Annotated in this window: 17 protein-coding genes; 8 read left to right on the forward strand and 9 right to left on the reverse strand. The window is 66.7% G+C overall.

Annotated features, from left to right (window positions below; all coding sequences use genetic code 11):
• Window positions 1–181 precede the first annotated feature (181 nt).
• Window positions 182–640, forward strand: coding sequence for an NUDIX hydrolase (locus AC0QDI_RS16740; RefSeq protein ID WP_474670184.1), 459 nt, complete (start codon window positions 182–184; stop codon window positions 638–640).
• A gap of 144 nt (window positions 641–784) precedes the next feature.
• Here AC0QDI_RS16740 and AC0QDI_RS16745 read toward each other — a convergent pair whose 3' ends face one another.
• Window positions 785–1,510: a pirin family protein gene (locus AC0QDI_RS16745; RefSeq protein WP_474670186.1), complete on the reverse strand. Its 726-nt coding sequence runs from the start codon at window positions 1,508–1,510 to the stop codon at window positions 785–787.
• A 122-nt stretch (window positions 1,511–1,632) separates the two neighbouring features.
• Here AC0QDI_RS16745 and AC0QDI_RS16750 point away from each other — a divergent pair, with 122 nt between their 5' ends.
• Window positions 1,633–1,887, forward strand: coding sequence for a hypothetical protein (locus tag AC0QDI_RS16750; protein ID WP_474670188.1), 255 nt, complete (start codon window positions 1,633–1,635; stop codon window positions 1,885–1,887).
• 294 nt (window positions 1,888–2,181) lie between these two features.
• On the opposite strand, the gene AC0QDI_RS16755 is transcribed toward AC0QDI_RS16750, so the two are convergent.
• Window positions 2,182–3,624 carry a ribonuclease FAU-1 family protein gene (locus AC0QDI_RS16755; RefSeq protein ID WP_474670190.1) on the reverse strand — a complete coding sequence of 481 codons (1,443 nt, stop codon included), beginning with the start codon at window positions 3,622–3,624 and terminating at the stop codon, window positions 2,182–2,184.
• Between the two features lie 151 nt (window positions 3,625–3,775).
• Window positions 3,776–4,153, reverse strand: coding sequence for a DUF7532 family protein (locus tag AC0QDI_RS16760; protein ID WP_474670192.1), 378 nt, complete (start codon window positions 4,151–4,153; stop codon window positions 3,776–3,778).
• Window positions 4,154–4,327: 174 nt separating this feature from the next.
• Between AC0QDI_RS16760 and AC0QDI_RS16765 the strand changes: the two genes are divergently transcribed.
• The 4 genes from AC0QDI_RS16765 (at window position 4,328) to AC0QDI_RS16780 (ending at window position 9,182) form a co-directional block, all read left to right on the forward strand.
• The gene (locus AC0QDI_RS16765; RefSeq protein ID WP_474670194.1) at window positions 4,328–5,833 is read left to right on the forward strand and encodes a sensor histidine kinase; all 1,506 of its coding nucleotides are present in this window, start codon (window positions 4,328–4,330) and stop codon (window positions 5,831–5,833) included.
• Between the two features lie 48 nt (window positions 5,834–5,881).
• Window positions 5,882–6,355 (forward strand): response regulator, encoded by a 474-nt coding sequence (locus AC0QDI_RS16770; RefSeq protein WP_474670196.1) that lies wholly within the window; start codon window positions 5,882–5,884, stop codon window positions 6,353–6,355.
• A 193-nt stretch (window positions 6,356–6,548) separates the two neighbouring features.
• Window positions 6,549–7,562 (forward strand): PrsW family intramembrane metalloprotease, encoded by a 1,014-nt coding sequence (locus tag AC0QDI_RS16775; protein WP_474670197.1) that lies wholly within the window; start codon window positions 6,549–6,551, stop codon window positions 7,560–7,562.
• A 129-nt stretch (window positions 7,563–7,691) separates the two neighbouring features.
• Entirely contained in the window at window positions 7,692–9,182 is a 1,491-nt protein-coding gene (locus tag AC0QDI_RS16780) for a hypothetical protein (protein ID WP_474670198.1), read from the forward strand.
• A 9-nt stretch (window positions 9,183–9,191) separates the two neighbouring features.
• Here AC0QDI_RS16780 and AC0QDI_RS16785 read toward each other — a convergent pair whose 3' ends face one another.
• Window positions 9,192–9,797, reverse strand: coding sequence for a riboflavin synthase (locus tag AC0QDI_RS16785; protein ID WP_474670200.1), 606 nt, complete (start codon window positions 9,795–9,797; stop codon window positions 9,192–9,194).
• A 121-nt stretch (window positions 9,798–9,918) separates the two neighbouring features.
• Between AC0QDI_RS16785 and AC0QDI_RS16790 the strand changes: the two genes are divergently transcribed.
• Window positions 9,919–10,173: a DUF7533 family protein gene (locus tag AC0QDI_RS16790; RefSeq protein ID WP_474670202.1), complete on the forward strand. Its 255-nt coding sequence runs from the start codon at window positions 9,919–9,921 to the stop codon at window positions 10,171–10,173.
• A gap of 456 nt (window positions 10,174–10,629) precedes the next feature.
• On the opposite strand, the gene AC0QDI_RS16795 is transcribed toward AC0QDI_RS16790, so the two are convergent.
• The 4 genes from AC0QDI_RS16795 to AC0QDI_RS16810 all read right to left on the reverse strand — a co-directional run bounded on the left by AC0QDI_RS16795 (window position 10,630) and on the right by AC0QDI_RS16810 (window position 14,313).
• Window positions 10,630–11,823: a M24 family metallopeptidase gene (locus AC0QDI_RS16795; RefSeq protein WP_474670204.1), complete on the reverse strand. Its 1,194-nt coding sequence runs from the start codon at window positions 11,821–11,823 to the stop codon at window positions 10,630–10,632.
• Window positions 11,820–13,697 carry a UvrD-helicase domain-containing protein gene (locus AC0QDI_RS16800; RefSeq protein ID WP_474670206.1) on the reverse strand — a complete coding sequence of 626 codons (1,878 nt, stop codon included), beginning with the start codon at window positions 13,695–13,697 and terminating at the stop codon, window positions 11,820–11,822. Before AC0QDI_RS16800 ends, AC0QDI_RS16795 begins: the two co-directional genes overlap by 4 nt.
• Window positions 13,698–13,760: 63 nt before the next feature.
• Entirely contained in the window at window positions 13,761–13,919 is a 159-nt protein-coding gene (locus AC0QDI_RS16805) for a DUF7563 family protein (protein ID WP_474670208.1), read from the reverse strand.
• Window positions 13,920–14,127: 208 nt separating this feature from the next.
• Window positions 14,128–14,313 (reverse strand): HVO_0416 family zinc finger protein, encoded by a 186-nt coding sequence (locus AC0QDI_RS16810; RefSeq protein ID WP_374062530.1) that lies wholly within the window; start codon window positions 14,311–14,313, stop codon window positions 14,128–14,130.
• Window positions 14,314–14,589: 276 nt separating this feature from the next.
• On the opposite strand from AC0QDI_RS16810, the gene ubaA reads away from it, so the two are divergent.
• Complete coding sequence (ubaA, locus tag AC0QDI_RS16815; protein ID WP_474670210.1) at window positions 14,590–15,453, forward strand: SAMP-activating enzyme E1; 864 nt, start codon at window positions 14,590–14,592, stop codon at window positions 15,451–15,453.
• Between the two features lie 201 nt (window positions 15,454–15,654).
• Here the strand turns inward: ubaA and AC0QDI_RS16820 are convergent, their stop codons facing one another.
• Window positions 15,655–16,557 carry a DUF5518 domain-containing protein gene (locus AC0QDI_RS16820; protein ID WP_474670212.1) on the reverse strand — a complete coding sequence of 301 codons (903 nt, stop codon included), beginning with the start codon at window positions 16,555–16,557 and terminating at the stop codon, window positions 15,655–15,657.
• Window positions 16,558–16,606 lie beyond the last annotated feature (49 nt).

The following is a 16,606-nucleotide window of genomic DNA, read 5'->3' on the forward strand; positions in this document are numbered from 1 at the left end:
CGAATCACGACTGCGGCTCGAGCGGAGCGGCGTGCAGTTTTCCCGGCCGTCGCTGTCGTGGCGTCCCCGTCTGCGGAATACGGACCGAGCGCGCGCCCGAGCCGAGCGCACAATCCCCTTACTGTCCTTTAACACCTCCTATGCTAGGTTTTTACGTCGGAACGATGTGACACACTGTATCATGACCGACGTCACGTACGTCCAGAAAGCGTGCGCGTACATCACTCGCGCAACGGGCGAGTTACTGGTATTCGAGGGACCGGGACACGACGGCCTGCAGATTCCGAAGGGGACGCTCGAGTCGGGCGAATCACCGCGAGAGGCGCTGTTCAGGGAGGTCCTCGAGGAGAGCGGCCTCGGAACGCTGAGCGGGACCCGACACCTGACGACCGACGTCTGGACGCGCCGCGAGGAGCCGCCGAAGCGGTACGTGCGACACTTCTTCCACGCGACGGTGCACGAACCCCGCGATCGGTGGACGCACACCGTCACCGACGGCGGGGGGGAACACGGTGCGGAGTTCGAGTTCCGCTGGGTCCGGCCGCCGACCGGGCGGGAGTTCGCGCTCGATCTCGACGAGTACGTCGGCCTGCTCCCCATCACCGCCGATCCGGACCCGGTCGTGAGCGCCTCGGATTGAACGAGTGACCGCTTCCGTTGCCCGAGTGCGCGGCCCCGACCGATGTCGATACCCGACTCGAGTCGGACGGGCTGCTGTCAGCCAGTGCCGGTGCGACCGCAACCGGCCTGCGGTCGCGCCGGTAGATCGGTACAGCAACCCGTCTCAGGCCACGATCGGCCCGCGCTGGTGGATCGGCTCGTCGTGCGGTCGGCCGGCGACGGCGACGACGCGACAGCCGTCGTCAGACGACACCGTCACGGGACCGTCGCCCGACGGGACGGTGCAGAAGTGGCCGGGCTCGAGTGACGCGTCGTCGACCGCACCCGACCCGGAGAGGACGAAACAGAAGCCTACCCAGTCGCTGGGGCGGTCCCACGACCACGACGCGTTCTCGGCGAGCGCCACGTCCCGATACGTCATCGGCGTCTCGAACGCGAGCGGCGAGCCCTCGCTGACGACGGTCGTGACGGTCGCACCGTCCGACTCCGCGGTCGGCAGCCGCTCGGCCGTCGCGTCCGCGTACGACGGGTCGATCTCCTTGCGCTCTCGGGGAAGGTTGAGCCACAGCTGGAGGCCGGTACAGGGGCCGTCCGCCGGGAACTCCGAGTGCTCGATCCCCCGTCCCGCGGAGATCCGCATGGCTTCGCCCGCTCGAGCCGTCCCCGCGTTATCGAGCGAGTCGTCGTGAGCCATCCCGCCCTCGAGCATGTAGGTGCAGATCTCGAACCCGGCGTGGCGGTGGCTGGGGAACCCCTGGTCGGCCCCGATGTGGAACCGCTCGAAGAGCACGAACGGATCCAGATGCGAGTGCGTTCGCGTGGGAAACGCACGAGTCGCTCGCATCCCGCCGGCGTGGGTCACGTCCGCGGCGTCGTGGAGAGATATCATCGATATACGTCGACCACGGCCTCGAGAGAGAAGAGGAGACGGGTTCCGGCGAGCGCCGATCGGGCGCGCTGCGGGCCCGCGACGGCCAGAAGAGCTATGCTCGGATCGGCGCGTCCCCGGGTATGGCCCTCCACCGTCGGGAATATCTCAGCGTCACCGCTGAGGCGCTCCACCCCGGAACGACCGTTCGCTACTCCTACGGAACCGGGAGCTCGCTGGCCACCGTCGTCGAGCGAACCGAGAGCCTCGTCACCTTCGTCGGCGAGAACTGCGACGGGAAATTCACGCACGGCCAGATCGATCGGCTGTTCGCGGACGGCCGTCTCGAGGTCGTCCTCGACGACGAGATCCACACGCCGGACGACCAGGCCGAATAAGTCGCCGTCGTCGGACAGCTCCTATCACACACCACACCAGCCAACCGGTATGCGGTGGCGCGCGCTGTCGACCGGCCGAACGAGAGTGAGGCCGGTCGATGACATTGCGCGAGGGATGAGTGAGCGCCGCGAGGCGCGAGCGAATCGGCTGGGGAGGGCGTGGCGATTCCCTGTTGCCACGAGAGCAGGACACTTCTTTCATCGAATTCACTACCGAGCACCCTGCTCAGTAAATGTCTCCATCGGTCCTGATCCGACTGAAGCACGAGAACGGGAGAGCCGGGGCGAAACGGCCTATTTCGAGAGCGCGCGCTCGACGGCTTCCGCCACGTTCATCGCCTTCTCGGCCAGTTCGTCGGAGACGAATCCGTCGGAAACGGCGTCCTCGAGTTCGTCGGCGTCCACGATCTCGACCGTTCCGTCGCCCCGCCGGATGACGTCGACGTAGAGGTCGACGTACCGAACCGTCTCCGGAAAGAGCTCGACGGGGGTGCAGACGTTGACGTAAGTCCCCTTCGACGACCCGTCGGCGGCCGTGTACGTCGTCGGATACCACCAGCGGCCCTCGCGGAACTTCGTCACGGCAACGTCGCCCGACTCCTTCGCGACGCCGAGCGCGTCGTAGCTCCCGCCGCCGCTCATGGCGCGCTCGAGAGTCACCTTCCCCTCCGGGTCCCACTCGGTCACCTCGCCGCGACCGAGCGAGACGAGTCGGCCGTCGGGTTTGCCGTGACCGATCTCGAGGCGGTCGCCCGTCGTCGGGCCGAACTGCCGAGCGACCGCCGCGAAGGGAAACTCGCCGCCCGCAGCGCCATCGCTCTCGGCTCCGGCGGACCCGCAGACGGCCTCCGCGAAGTCGACCGCCGCGCTCGCGGCCCGATCGGCCGCCTTCGTCCGGTGGTGGCCCGGCATCGTGGTCTCCACCCGACGCCGCACGCCGTCCAGCGCGAATCGTGATTCCCGACCGAACCAGCACCACTCGGTCCGGCGGGGCGCAGCGAGCAGTCCCGGCTCGCCGGGTTCGTCCGGTGCGTTAGCCAGCGCGGCCTCGAGCGCTCGGGCCCAATCCGCGGCGTCCTCGAGCGCGGTGCCCATCGCCTCGAGGTCGGCGTCGGCGGCCGCGTGTTGCCAGCGGACACCCCATCCCTCCGGCACATCGACAGAAAGCAGATCGGTCATACCGACCAGTTCCTCCGCCCGCTCGCCGCGAAGCGCCGCCGAGACGCCGGTCCGAGCCCGCGAGAGGGTACAGAGCCCGCCCTCGACTTCGAGCGTCGGGCGGACGAGGGGTCGGTCGTCGTCCCACGGCGGCGCGGGCTCGTGGACCTGCACCCGGTAGCGGTTTCCGGCGTCGACGTAGCCGTCGGCGTCGTCGTACTTCAGAAAGCCGCGCCGTCCGTCGCCGAGGTCGACGACCGCACCGCTGCCGCCGCCCGCCTCGAGCACCTCCGCGTCGAAGACCGCACCGCGGGACGCGTCGTCCGCCCAGCGGAAGGCATCGATCGCGAGTTCCTCGAGTTCGCCCGCGACCGTCTCGACCGCGTCCGGCGCGCCCGAGATCTCGACGCCCTGTCGGTCCCGGGTCGTCTCGATCGAGACGTCGGCCGGCGCGGCGTCGAACGATCGCTCGAATCGCTCCCGAATCGGCTCGGAAGCCTGCACGACCTCGCGGCCGGTCTCGCTCAACAACCGGGTGATCGCCGTCGTGTAGATGCCGCGGACTCGAGCCGTCGTCATCGCGCTCCCTCCGCGAGCGCTCGCCCCGCCGCCGTCGACGGCCGCTGTCGCTCGTCCGACCGTGGTCGCGACTCTCGCTCGTCGATCCCTCGTCGCGGCTCTCGTCGCACCCCTCGCTCGAGCGATCCGGCCCAAGCCTCGCAGACGGACGTCATCGGAGCGTGTCGCGGTCGGCTGCGAACCGAACCCGATCGTCGATCGTCGGCCCGAGCGAGAGTTCGACGTGTCCGTCTCCCAGAATGCGGCCGTCCTCGACGGAGACGCCCCACGTCTCGAACCGGAGCCAGCCGCGCATCTCGTCGGCGTGGGTCGGGATGTCGGCGTAGTCGACGTCGTGTTCGGGGTAGTCCGAACTCGAGTGCGCCATGTCCATATCGGAGTAAACGGTGTCGTGCTCGTCGAAGAACGCCTCGAGCGCCGCCGCGTCTTCTGCGACGGCGTCGACGACCGCCTGCGAGGCCGCCCGGAGCTCGTCGGTCTCGAGGCCGACGTCGCGAAGCGCTCGCTGAGTTCGCTGGTCGAAGTGCATACGCGCCGGTTGGGCCGGGAAGCCTTTGATAATTCCGAGTCCGCGCTGGCGGTCTCGAGCCCGTAGCGAGGGTCGAACAAAAGGCACCGCTGCCCCGGACGCCGGAGCGGAGTTTCGATCGACGAGACCCAAGTGGGCAAAGCATACTTAGCGACGGCCGTTGAGTTGTGGACAATGAGCCAGGAGGCCGAGTACGACCCACAGGACGAATCACTGACGGGAAGTGCTGCCCGCTCCGAACCCCTGAACGTCGAACACGGCCTGGACGCCCTCCGCTCGAGTCCGGAGTTTCGCGGCCCGGTCGAACCGCTCGACGGCGTGGAAGCGAACGAACACATCGCGCTGTTCTACGAGTCCCGTGACGAGCAGGTCGAAGCGATGGTCCCGTTCGTCCGGCAGGGAGTAGAGCGGGGTGAGCGAGTCATGTACGTCATCGAGGAGCAGACCGAGGACGACGTACTCGATGCGTTGCACGACGGCGGCGTCGACGTCGACGCCGCAACCGACTCCGGAGCGCTCACGTTCCATTCGATCGACGAGACCTACCGCCGGAACGGCGCGTTCGATCCCGACGAGATGATCGACTTCTACCGGCGGACGATCGAGGAGGCGACGGCGGAGTATCCGGCGCTTCGGATCACGGCAGACACGCACTGGATCCTCGACGAGGAGACGACGATCGAGGACTTCATGGCGTACGAGAGCCGGGTCAACGACCTCTTTCGGGGCGAGGACTGCATCGCGCTCTGTCAGTACGATCGCGAGGCGATCCCGCCCGGGATTCTCACGGACGTCGTCCGGACCCACCCGCACCTCATCTACGACGGAACGCTCTGCCACAACTTCTACTACACGCCACCCCGGGAGTACTTCGGACCCGACGAGCCGGCCCGCGACATCGATCGCATGCTGCAGACCCTCGTCGATAGAACCGAAGCGAAGACGGAACTCAGCGACACTATCGACGAACTCGAGGAGTCGAACGATCGGCTCAAGCGGTTCGCGTACATCGCATCGCACGATCTCCAAGAGCCCCTGCGGATGGTCTCGAGTTTCCTGCAGTTGCTCGAGGAGCGATACGGAGACGAGCTCGACGAGGAGGCCCGCGAGTACATCGACTTCGCCGTCGACGGCTCCGATCGCATGCGCGAGATGGTCGACGGGCTGCTCACCTACTCGCGGATCGATACGAACGACGCCGAGTTGCGACCGGTCGACTGTACCGCCGTCCTCGAGGCCGTCCTCTCCGACCTCCGGCTACAGATCGAGGAGAGCGACGCGACGGTCGTCGCGGACGAACTCCCGACGGTCGTCGGCGACGACACCCAGCTCGAACAGGTGTTTCACAACCTGGTCGCGAACGCGATCAAGTACACCGACGACGCGCCGCCGCGCATCGAGATCGAGGCACAACGGCAGGGCGACCGGTGTGTGTTCTCGGTCGCGGACGACGGGATCGGAATCGAGCCGGCGCACACGGATCAGATCTTCGAGGTCTTCAACCGACTCCACTCGAACGAGGAGTACCAGGGGACGGGAATCGGGCTCGCACTGTGCCGAAAGATCGTCGACCATCACGGTGGCGATATCTGGGTCGACTCCGAACCGGGTGACGGAACGACGTTTTACTTCACTCTTCCCAGGGCCAAACGGAGACAGCCGCCGGAGGACCGACGGTGACACGTACAGCGGAGGGCCCACGGTGACACAGACGACGGAGCGCGGGCAGTGAGCCCCGATCACCCCGTCGATCCGCCGTCGGTCCTGGTGATCGAGGACAATCCCGGTGACGTTCATTTGATGCGTGAGGGACTCGAGAAAAGCGGCGTCGACGGCACGGTCACCGTCGTTACCGACGGAGAGGCAGCGCTCGAGCACCTGAGCCTGTGTGAGTCGTCCGACTCGGCGGCTGTTCCGGACCTCGTATTTCTCGATCTGAACCTCCCGAAGGCGAACGGGAGAGCGGTCCTCGAAGCGATCGACCGCGAGCCGCAGCTGCGATCCGCCCCGGTGATCGTTTGCTCGAGTTCGAATTCCCCGGATGATATCCGCGAAACGGCCGAGTTAGGAGCTGACGGCTATCACATCAAGCCGGTCGATCCGAACGAATACATCTCGCTCGTTCGAACGATCGCGGAATCGGTGTCCGACACCGGTCAGGCCCCGCCGGGAGAGTTTTCCGCAGCCGATCCGGTCGAATAAGGACCATTGATCGATTGCCACTGGCCGACACCGCTCTGGTCGATTGTCACTGGCTGACACCGCCCGTCCGATCGCACAACTGCTTTTCCGGACGGACAACCACCCCCGACCGGTGTGTGAATCGTTTCAGTGGCTACGACAGGACGTCGCCGGTTGCCGAACCTATACCGGGCAGGCGATCATACGGCCATCCATGGAACGTAGGCGCGACCCGGTCGAACGGGCCGAGGAGCGGACCGGCGACGGGTCGGTCGACCTCTACGACGTCTCGACGTGGGAGCCGCGATCGATCGTCGACCTGCTAGCGTACACGCTCTACAACGGCGTGAGCTACGGATTTCGCGCGCTCGTCTTGCTGATCGCGATCGCGATCACCCTCGTCTTGCTCGTCTCGCCGGCAGCGGTCGTCCTCGAGGATCCGTTCGTCGCCCTCTTCTTCGGGCTCTCGATCGTCCCCGCGGGGTTGCTCGCGGCGTACATCTGGTACGCGGACATCACGACGAGCGAACCGCTCTGGCTGCTCGTCGTGACCTTCCTGCTCGCGGTCCTGTTCGCGACGTTCGCGGCGCTCGTCAACTCGTACAGCCAGGCGCTGCTCGGGATCAGCGGGGTTCTCTTTTTCTACCTGATCGTCGGCCCCGTCGAGGAGACGGTGAAGTTGCTCGCCGTCCAGGTGTTCGCCTACCGGAACGACAGTTTCAACGCCGTCATCGACGGCGCGGTCTACGGCGCCGTCGCCGGACTGGGGTTCGCCGCCATCGAAAACGCGCTCTACATCAGCCGCGTCATCGGCGAGGCGAACCCGGAGACCAACATCTTCGTCACCGCGAGCGGGATCGCGACGGTCCGCGCGCTCGCCGGGCCGGGCCACGTCATTTATTCGGCGATCGCGGGCTACTACCTCGGCCTGGCGAAGTTCAACCGCGACTACGCCGGTCCGATCGTCCTCAAGGGACTGCTCATCGCCGCGTTCGTCCACGGAACCTACAACGTCACGGTCGGGATCGTTCCGGGAATCCTCACCGACTTCCTCCCCATCGGCTTCGGAATCGCGTTCGTCGGCTACGTCATCTGTTACGACCTCGCGATCGGCTACTACCTCTACCGAAAGATCGATCGCTACCGGCGTGCCTATCAGACCGTCACGAGCGATCGAGATGGCGACTCGCGGCCGGAACTAACCGAGTTCGAGCCGCCCCAGCGCTGACCGCGACTCGACGGAGAGCTTCCCGAAAGCGCCGGTTTCTGGGCTCAGCAGACGGCTGCAAACGAACCGCCGATCTCGCTGGCGGGTGCAGGCAGCAGGGACTTTTCTCGAGCGGCGCAGCCCTGACTCATGAGTGCGACGTTTACGGACGACGATATCGAGAAAACCGTCGAGAACGCCGCCGGCGAGGAGATCGGGACCGTCGCGGCCGTCGAGGGGGACACCGCCCGCGTCGAGCCCCGCGCCGGAATCGTGGACTCGATCAGAGCCAGGCTCGGCTGGCGTCGGGGCGGCGGGGAGACCGTAGTGATCCACGAATCCACGATCGACGAAATTTCGAGCGGGACGATCCGACTCGAGGCGGAGACGGAGGCCGCGACTGTGCCGACGGATGTCGATAGCGTCGAGTCGGCGGAGCCCGATACCGCTGAATCGACGGGAACCGAGCCCGCAGAGACGACTCGTGACACGCACGCCGCCGAACCGGATCACCCCGCCAATACCGACGAAGCGGACGAAACCGCTCTCGAAACGGAACTCGAATCCGGCGCTCCCGCAAAGCGGGATCGCGGAGACGAACTCGCCGAGGAGATGGGTGAGGTAGCGAAACGCGATACCGCCGATGAGACGGCGGAACCGACGACGAAAAACGCAGCCGAGCGACCCGACGGATCGGCCGGGGACGAGGCAGCGGAGACGGATCCGGCCGACGAGCTGGAGACCGGTATCGATCTCGAGTCGACCGGGGAGACCGACTCCCGGTCGGAACCGAGGGCGGACGCGCGTCCGGAAACGGCACTCGACCCCGGCGTCGACGTCGACTCGTCCGCCCCGACGGATCCGCGCCCGGAAACCGAGTCGGATCCCGATGCCGACGGGACACAAGCGTCTGCGGGAGGCCGCGATCCCGCTGCCGAGATCGATCCCGGGGTCGATCTCGAGGCAGCGGTGGAACCGGATCGCCGTTCGGAGCCCGAGATCGATCCCGAAACGGTCGCCGGCCCGGAAACTGACGCCGAGTCTGGCGCAGAGGCGGCGGCCCGCGAAATCGTTCCGGAAGGCACTGCGGTGACCGGCCGGGGAACTGCCGAAACGGCGGACGAACGCCCGGCCGCCGGGTCCGCTGCAGACAGTACCGACCGGGGACGAGAGCGGGGGCGCTCGAGTTCGCCACTGACCGCCACGCTCGCCGCACAGCGAACGGCGATGGCGCAGGGACAGGAACTGTTCAAGCGGAGCCTCGCCGCCCAGCAACGCGCCGCTCGAGTCGCCGTCGCGTTCCCGTTACTCGCCCAGCGACAGGGGCTCGAGGCGATGCGAGCGGCCGTCCGACGCTACCTCGACGCTGTTACAGCAGTGATGGCGGCGGGAACCGGCGCGTCCCGCGAGCGGCGTCAGGTGCTCGACGAAGCGGTTACCGAACTCGAGGAGACGCACACCCGGCTGGAAGACGAGGAACTCGCCGACGGGCTCGCGGCCCACCTCGAGCAGCTCCGAGCGCTGCAGTCCCGATTCGACGATGGAGTCGAAGCGGGAAGCGAGCGGGCCGCGCTCCTCCTCGAGCGACAGGTCGAACTGCTCGAGGAGTGCCAGCGACGACTGGACGTAGCGGACGAATAGCCGGCCCAGTCACTCGAAGCGGGCCTCGAGCAGCCGTTCGACGTACTTCGAGAGCACGTCGACCTCGAGGTGGATCGAGTCGCCGGGTGCCTTCTCCGAGAGCGTCGTCAGTTCGTAGGTCGTCGGGATGATCGCGACCGTCACCCGGCCGGTCTCGGTATCGAGGTCGGCGACGGTCAGGCTGATCCCGTCGAGCGTGATCGACCCCTTTTCGACGACGTAGCGGTCGTACCCCTCGGGGAGATCGAACTCGAAGAACCAGTCCTCTTCGACTGACTCGATAGCTGAAACCGTCGCGACCGCGTCGACGTGACCCTGAACGACGTGACCGTCGAACCGGCCGTCGGCCGGCATCGCCCGCTCGAGGTTGACCGTCGCTCCCTCGGCGAGATCGCCCAGGTAGGTCCGCTCGACGGTCTCGGTCGCGAGAAAGACCTCGAACCACTCGCCCGCCGCGAAGCGTTCGACCGTGAGACACGCGCCGCTGACGCTGATACTCTGGCCGTGCTCGAGTCCCGTCGCGACCTCGTCGGCCCCGATCCGGAGCCGGAGGCCGTCGTCCGTTCGCTCTCGAGCGACGATCTCGCCGGTCTCCTCGACGATCCCAGTAAACATACTTGCAACTGACGGGCGACGGGAGAAAGCCGTTCCGGGTCCGGCCGCCGTCTCGACGTCTGCCACGATCGGGCGCGACTCGTCGCCGCGCTTTTAGCGGTCGCCGCGCTACCTCGGTGTAATGGCCGGTATCATCGACACGATCAAACTCGCGGGCACGCTCGTTTTTGCCATCCCCGCGGCGCTCGCCGGACTCGACTTCCTGTTCCTGCAGGGGCAGACGGGCATCGGCCTGACCCTCATCGGACTCGCGATCGGGCTCGTGGCCATCCAACACTGGCTGACGATGCCGACCGACGTTCCCGAACTCGTGGCCAGCCGGGTCGTCGACACGGTCGCGAAAGAGCCCGAATCCGATCCGGACGACGACCGGTAACGGAATCGATCACCTAGCTCTACGATCGGCTCGTGTGGGAGCGGATCAAGAGACAGCGGACGATAAAGAGGCGAGTGACGGCTATCGTACCAGGATAGAACTTTGGACCGATGGACCACGTGCGGTGGCGCGCGCTGTCGACCGGCCGAACGATAGTGAGGGCGGTCGTCGATGCCGTGCGAGGGATGAGCGAGCGACGGCAGGCGCGAGCGTTAGCGCGGGACCTCCGGTCCCGCGAACCATGCGAATAGTGCGAGACCTCCGGTCTCGCATACCATGCGAACGGCGGCTCCGCCGCCGTGAGCAGACGGGCGCTGCGCGCCCGTGAGCAGAAATCGGCTGGGGAGGGCGTGGCTATTCCTTGCTGCCAGTGAATCAGGGCGCTCGTCGTCAGTAAGTGATTCGCCCACGAACTCGCATGTCGCCTCGAGTCGGGGTAGCAAACGTCCGCGACGGTTATTCGAGCAACGCGGTCGGCTCGAGCGACTGCGACGGGGCCGCGAGCCAGTCGGGTCGCTCGCCCTCGGCGTTCACGGCCAGCACGTCGGCGATCCGAAGCCAGTTGTCATCGTCGACGCGTGCAGCTACGTCGAGCCGCGCGACGGTCCCGGCATCCAGCGAGTCGCCCCCGTCGATCGGCCGCTCGCGGGGCTCGAGTCCGACGCCCGAAACCCGCGTCTCGATCGCGTCGCCGTCGCCGGACCCGAACGAACGCACCTCCGCCTCGAGGTCGGCCGCGACGGCGGTCACCGACTCCGGGCCGGCGGTCAGCATCGACCGCGCCGAGCGAAACGACTGGGTGACGGCGACGTGAACCCGCCGCTCTCGGCCGCCGTCGCTGTCCACGACCAGCGTTCGAACCAGCCCGCCGTAGTAACCGGCCGGCCCGCGCGGTGCGGTCTCGAGGACGATCGGCTCGCCGGGCCGGAGCGGCTCCCCGTCGGTTCCAGCGCTCGAGCTGGTTGAGTTGGGATTGACCGCCGTGTTACCGACCGGAAACGCGCCCGCACCGACGACGGCCTCGTCGATGGCGATCCGCAGTCGATCGGGCGTCAAAAACTCGGACTCGCCCCCTGTATCGGCGCTCCCGGCCGTCGCGAGTCGTCCGTCGATCACGGTCGCGTCGGCCAGCACCGACGCCGCTCGCCGAATGCCGGCGCTCGCCGCCCGCTGCGCGGTCGCGATCCGGTCGCGTTCGCCGACCGTCTTCGTCGCTCGCGCCCGCTCGAGGGCGTCGGTCGACGCCAGTTCGAACGCCCCTCCCTCGAGGTAGAGCGCGGCGTCGTGTGGCACTCGCGGCGGCGCGAGAACCGTCCCTTCGAGGCCGCGCTCGGCCAGCGTCGCGGCGAGGCGATCGGCGGGATGACCGCCGGCCTCGTCGGCCGTCGAGCGGACGAGCCACTCGCGCTCGACGCCGTCGTACGCGACTGCGGTGACGCCGTCCGCCGGCGTCGAACAGGTGTATCGAATCCTCGGATCGCGGTCGGTCCCGACGTGAACGAACGCGGTCGCGCCGCGTTCCTCGAGCGCGTCGGAGAGAACGATTGCCGCGCGGTCGCGTCGCTCGCGACCGAGGTCGGCGGTCGCGCTCGAGGCGGCGGGGTCGGATGGACGGTCGCGCTCGAGGCTGCGTTCGTTCCCACCGGTCACGGCGCTTCGGCTTCGGCCTCGAGTTCGTCGGCGTTCGGTTCGTCCATCGGCTCCTGGGCCAGTTCGATCAGTTCCTCGAGGGTCGAATCGGTCAGCTGATTCTTCAGCAGGACGTCGATCGGCAGCGTGGGCGCGCCGTCGACCAGGTTCTCGAGGAGGACGAGTCGCTCGCGGGCTCGAGACATGCCGACGTAGAAGACGCGCCGTTCGTTGTCGGTCAGGACGGGAACGGGCGAAGAGGTCTTCGTGAACTCCTCGCAGCCGGGGATGTCGGTGGGATCGTCGACGGTGGCGACCATCTGCTCGACGACTTTTTCGGTGAGGTCGGTGCCGACGAAGACGTGGTCGGCCTCGCGACCCTTCGCGGAGTGGATCGTGCCGACGCGGACGCGGTCGGTGTCCATCCCCTGATACTCGCCGATGGCGAAGTAGGATCGGACGCTCTTCTTCTGGAAGTTAGTGACCTTCCGGAGCATGTCCGAGGCGGAGGCCGGGTCGGGCATGAAGGGCGCGTGGTCTTCGATGACGTCGGCGGGAATCATGAGTTCCTCCAGGTCCTCGATGCCGGCCTCCTCCTGGCGCTCGTCGATCTCGTCGAAGAGGGCGTCGCGTTCGTTGGTCCCGAATGCCGAGTCCTGCAGCATGTCCGCGAGTCGGCGGGCCTGCAGGCCGGTGACGTCCTCGCCGGCGTCGAGCGCCTCGACCGCGTAGACGTACTGCGTGAGTCGGTCGGTCCACATCCGCTGGTCGGTCAGCGACGTGAAGGGGACGCCCTCGGTGATGAACTCGTCGATGAACTGGAACATCTGGTAGCGCGCCCGGAACAGCACCATGATGGTGCCGTCGCCCTCGACGAGCGCTCGGCGGACCATCCGGACCACGTCGAGCATCGACGCGTTCGTTTTCGCCTCCACGGCCCCTCCTTCCGTCCGCGGCTTGAGATCCTTGTCCTGCCGCTGATCGATGTGGCGGATCTCCTTGTTGACCGCGTTGAGGACGTTCGAGGGCAGTCGGTAGGAGTTCGGCAAGATGACGTCCTCGTCGACCTCCTCCTCGAGCAGGAGGGCGGGATCGGCACCCTGCCAGGAGTAGACGACCTGGTCGTCGTCGCCGGCGATCAGGACCTGCTTCATGTGGGGTTTCCACTCCTGATAGACGTCGTACTGCAGCGTCGTGATGTCCTGAAACTCGTCGATCACCAGGTAGTCGACGCTGGGCAGCAGCGAGCGTTGCTCGACTCGCTCGAGCATGTCCGCGAAGCCGATCTTCCCTTCGTCGCCCTTGTAGGTGCGCCAGGCGCGAATGGCTTCTGGAATGTCGATCCGGTCGTCGTCGCTGGGCCAGGTCGGGGTGTACTTGTTGCCCTCCTGGGCGTTGTCGTCGATCTCGGGCGGGAGTCGGACCTCCTCGTCGTCCCACTGGAAGGGGACGTCGTACCAGTCCGAGACGTCGCGGCTGGTCCGCTGGAGCCACTGGCTCGTCGCGATGATCTTGTTCCCGATCGTCGTCGATCGGGCGGTCCGACGGCCGGCGCCCGAGTACTCGTCCTCGTAATCGATGCCGTACTGGTCGCAGAAGTCCTCCTTGTCGGATTCACCGATAACGTCGGCTCGGGAGAGATCGAGCAGTTCGTAGGCCTTCGCGTGCATCGTACAGACGTTGCCCTGCAGGGCTCGCGGGCTCTCGTCGAGGCGGTCGGCCAGGCGTTCTCGAATCTCTTGGGCCGCCGCTCGCGTGTACGAGACGACGAGAATGTCTCGGAAGGTGACGCCGTCCTGCTCGAGAATATCTTCGACGCGGTCCAGAAGGGCGGTCGTCTTCCCGCTTCCCGGACCACCGAACAGGCGGGTAACCGTCGTGTCCGTCGGAGTCATTGTAGCCAAACAGGAGCGCGACACCTATAAGTGACGTGGGTTTTCTTCGACAGAAACGAGCGGTTATGGATCGCGCGGCGAGCGGGCGTCTCGGACGTCTGCACCGTCGCGGATCTTGTCCTGACAGTCCGGACAGACGCGCGGATTGTCGACGCCTCGCGGGGTGAACACCCGGGCGTATCGTTCGGTGACGAACGCGCCGCAGTTCTGGCATTCCGGCATAGTGCTTCTCACTACGAGATGACCGGTAAATGGTTATAATTGTGTCGAATGCGGTGTGATAAAAACGGAGAGCCGTGAACGGAGATCGAAGGGGGTTCAAATCGTCACCGACCTGAACGAGTTGCGACGATGCCGTAACTCGGCCCCGTCGATGCGCGATGGGGCAAAGACCGTTTGTGACGGCGCGGATTCGCGACAGCGACGGCCCTTACGTCGCAGGTTCCCACCCGCAGACGGTACAGGAACTGGCGGACGTATCGTGGAGACCGCCACACTCCGGACACTGCTTCTTGTTATAATCGTGGTCCCACCCTACTTGTTCGACCGAGTGCCCGCGATCGGACAGGAATTGATCGATGACGTCGTCACCGGCATCACTGGGTGAGGTTGCCATAGGTGTGTGAATGCACACCACACTATTAAATCGTTGGGTCGGTGAAGATCCTGCCACCTCCGCGAGACCACGCGTCGTCGCCGCGACGACGGAAGGAGCAGCCCCCAGACGACGGGCTCAACCGCCTGCCAGCGCCGACGGATGAGACGATTCGCTGTACCGACGTCCCGGCGGAATCGCATGGCAGTTCACGATTGCTCCGGAACGTGCTGACAACGGTCCGTCGAAGAGAATTCGACCCGCGTCCTTTTCTCGCTCTCGGCCGAACGGTACCGTATGAGCGACCTGCGCCTCGACGCGACCCAGCTCGATCGCTACTCGAGACACGTCATCATGGACGAGATCGGTCCCGAGGGCCAACAGCGGCTGCTCGAGGGGAGCGTCCTGATCGTCGGCGCCGGCGGACTCGGTTCGCCGGCCATCCAGTATCTCGCCGCGGCCGGCGTCGGTCGACTGGGAATCGTCGACGACGACGTCGTCGAGCGCTCGAACCTACAGCGACAGATCGTCCACGGCGACGCCGACGTCGGTCGGCCGAAGGTCGAGAGCGCCGCCGACTACGTCGACCAACTGAACCCCGATATCGACGTCGAGACCCACGAAACCCGCGTTACCGCGGAGACCGTCGGGTCCCTGGTCGCCGAGTACGACGTCGTCCTCGACGCCAGCGACAACTTCGCGACCCGCTACCTACTCAACGACCACTGCGTCCTCACCGAGACGCCACTGTTTCACGGCGCTATCTACCGATTCGAAGGGCAGATCACGTCCTTCACTAACGACCGCGGCGGTGACGACCGCGACGACGCGGACGGAGACGGGACGTCGCCGCCGTGTTACCGCTGTGTGTTCCCCGAAGCGCCGGAACCCGGTACCGTCCCGGACTGTGCCACCACGGGCGTCCTCGGCGTCCTCCCCGGCACCGTCGGCTGTATCCAGGCCACCGAGGTCGTCAAACACCTGCTCGGGACGGGCGACCTGCTCGAGGGTCGCCTCCTGTTGTACGACGCGATGGACATGAGCTTCGAGGAGGTCCCCGTCCGGCCGAATCCGGCGTGTCCGGTCTGCGGGGACGACCCCGAAATCGAATCGGTCTCGGACGTGGCCTACGAGGGCACCTGCGAGATTTCGGCCGACTGATACGGACTGCTGTCAGTCAGTTCCGGCGCGCCCGCGATCCGACCTGCGGTCGCGCCGGTACATCGGTACAGTAGCCCGTATGAGCGGAGCGAGACGGGATCGGAGTAGGGGGTTTCGGAAAGCGAACGGTGACCGAAGGGAACCGTGAGCGGAGCGACGACGAGCGGTTCATCCGCCCGAATGCCGCCGCGGTGACGACAGTTACGGCGTGCCGACGTGCCGGCGTCTGCCGTTCAAATAGACGATCGCCGAGAGCCAGAGCGCGACGATGAATCCGTAGACGGCGTCCCCCGACGGGTTCGCCGACTGCAGGACCGTCGCTATCAGATAGACGAGCGCGTAGACGCCCAGCGGCGCGCCGACGTAGACCCAATAGTTGGGCATCCAGTCCCGCCCCACTTCCCGAAGGGTGAGCGCGTCCTCGAAGAGCGCGACGGCGGCGACGACTGAGAACGGGACCAGCACGAACAGCGCCAGCACCGAGAGGGCGAAACCGGCACCGCTCCCGGGGCGGACGCCGAACACGTAAAGCAGTACCGCCGGAGCGAAGAGGCTGTACGCGGCGACCCACCGCCACCAGCCGGAGACGTCGCCGTCCGAGTTCGCGTTCACTCGCGAACTGGCCCTGTCTCGAGCGCGATCGACCCGGGTGGTCAGCCAGTCACCGACGTAGGCACCGATCGCCCCCGACAAGGCGAACAGGCCGACGACGATCGGAATCGCGACCGGGAGTAAGCTGACGGCGATCGCGGCCCGCCATCCGGACAGGGACCACGCGAGGTCGAGCATGTGGACTATCGCCCGGAGTACCGCGGGGACGGAGCCGACGACGCCGGTGACGATCCCGGCCCGGTGGCTCGCGGCCGGTCGCTTGCCGTAGCGATAGCCCTCGAGCGGGCCGACGTCGCCGTTCTCCGCCGATCGGTCGCCGTAGTGGAGGCCGGCCAGCAGCCCGGCGGCGAGCACGGCCGTCCCCGAGACCGAGGTCGATGCGGACTCCCACGAGAGGGCCACGGTGAACGGAATCGATGCGAGTCCGAGGAGGACCGCCGCTCGAAACCGCTCGGCGGTCAGATCCCCGAGGGTGTTGCGAATCGGGGGCATTGTCGTTTGTTTACTGTCACTATCAGATCGATAGTGAAAGCGTTCCCGA

It is taken from the genome of Natrinema sp. LJW11 (assembly GCF_056135975.1).